This is a genomic window from Desulfovulcanus sp. (assembly GCF_982781345.1).
Genome location: NZ_CEYAEZ010000131.1, coordinates 1 through 1,788, shown reverse-complemented (window position 1 = coordinate 1,788; position 1,788 = coordinate 1). Strand labels below are relative to the sequence as shown.

General features: G+C 33.4%; 3 protein-coding genes. All 3 read right to left on the bottom strand.

Annotated features, from left to right (window positions below):
* Nucleotides 1-560 (bottom strand): hypothetical protein (locus AC3WVG_RS11630; RefSeq protein ID WP_488798284.1); only part of this gene is annotated, 560 nt, incomplete at its 3' end.
* A gap of 32 nt (nt 561-592) precedes the next feature.
* Nucleotides 593-1,300: an Ntn hydrolase family protein gene (locus tag AC3WVG_RS11625; protein WP_488798283.1), complete on the bottom strand. Its 708-nt coding sequence runs from the start codon at nt 1,298-1,300 to the stop codon at nt 593-595.
* 41 nt (nt 1,301-1,341) lie between these two features.
* Nucleotides 1,342-1,788: hypothetical protein (locus AC3WVG_RS11620; protein ID WP_488798282.1), on the bottom strand; the 447-nt coding region annotated here is incomplete at its 5' end.

Below are 1,788 nucleotides of genomic sequence, written 5' to 3'. Positions count from 1 at the left end.
ACTCTTATGTATGTATCTCTAAATATGGAATCTCTATGAATTCTTCTACCAAGATTTTTCAAGAAGTCTGACCTTTCTTTAGACATTGTTATCTGTATCTGTCTAACATATTCAAATTCTTGTCTTGGAAGTTTTTTAGCCATTTCAAGAGCTGTTGGTGTTATTATAGCTCTCCAACCTGTCTCTGCAAAAATCATATGTTCAAGCTTCTTCTTATTTCTGACAGGTCTCTTCAAGTATATGTATACATCACCAAGATTATCGTCAAAATATACACTATCTAGAACATCTTTACCAACGTTACTCTCTATAATCTCCTTAATTATTGTCTGTGCCTCTTTCTTATTCTTCCTTCCCTTAACATCACATCTAATTATTAAATGCTTTTTCAAATCTTTAGCAAGTTGTTTTATAAGTTTATCACAACCTTCAGTATAGAATCTCTTTGAATTATCTATTAGAACAACAATACTAGGTCCTTCAAAATCTATCTTAGCTACTCCAACGTGTGGAGATAATGTGTCTATTATCTTCTTCTGAATATCTTCTCTAAAAGGCACAAAGAATCGCTAATAGTATTACTAGAACTTTATTAAGCTTGTCCTATTTTTAACATCGTCCTAATCTCACTCTCAGGAATCTCTCTATAACCTTCTCTAGTAATCGTCACTGCTATAATACCTTCACCAGATCCTGGATCTCTCATCATTGCTGCATATACAGCTCTAACAGCAAGTCTAACAGCCTCGTCAATACTCATATCTTCTCTATAACCATCTTCAAGAACTCCAAAAGCTATTGGAGAACCACTTCCTGTAGATGTATACTTTGTCTCTCTTGTAACAGTTCCAAACCAGTCTAATGCATATAGTACAGGTCCTTCATCAGGATCGTATCCTCCAATTATTATATGTACTATAAGTAGGTATGGTCTTGTTGAGAATAGTACGAGACTTGCATAATTTGCAAGTGATCTTATACTTATCGGTTTTCCAGTATCAATCTTGTGAGAATGTGCTATTCTTGTAAGTTCATCTAGAAGTTTTTGAACATCTGCAACAGATCCACACATTGTTGCTGCAACATGATTATCAATCTTCCATATCTTCTTAACATTCTTATTAGCTATGAAGTATCCTGCTGTTGCTCTCTTATCAGTTGCAAGTACTACACCATCCTTAGTGACAATTCCGACTGTTGTCGTACCTGTCTTAAATATGTTTAATCTCTTAAGTATATCATCTCCACTTAGGAAAGTTTCAGGAAATTGAAATATTCTCTTATCAAAATACTCAAACATACTTCTCAAATTGTTTCAATATGTGTAAGTTTAAAATCTTTCTAAGTTTGAGATTGTTGAGATTGTTCTCTCTTAATCTCAATCTCATCAATAAATACTACCTTTCTAACATTTTGCAATCTTCTACCAATCTCCTCTGCTATAGATGCCTTGATAACTCCTATACGTTCAATTAGCATAGTCTCAATTGGTAACTTTATAACTACTTTTGATCCATTATCTTCAATTTTTACATCTATATTCTCAGGCTTTATGTGTGGGATAAATCTCTTGACTAGATACCTGATCTTATCTTCATCTTTTTCAAGCTTTTTCAAAACTTTCAACTGCACTATCAATGTCTTACCTGCAAGTGGATGATTAAAGTCTAGAGTTACTCTACCACTAGATATATCTATAACTCTTGCCTGTTGACCATTTATCTCAACTGTATCTCCAATCTTCGGTATCTTTCCAATTCTATAGAACTCTCTTATTGATACAGTCTT

Bases quoted from the DNA above. Each gene is read 5' to 3' on its own strand.
- AC3WVG_RS11625 (WP_488798283.1), bottom strand. From the start codon at position 1,300: ATGTTTGAGTATTTTGATAAGAGAATATTTCAATTTCCTGAAACTTTC.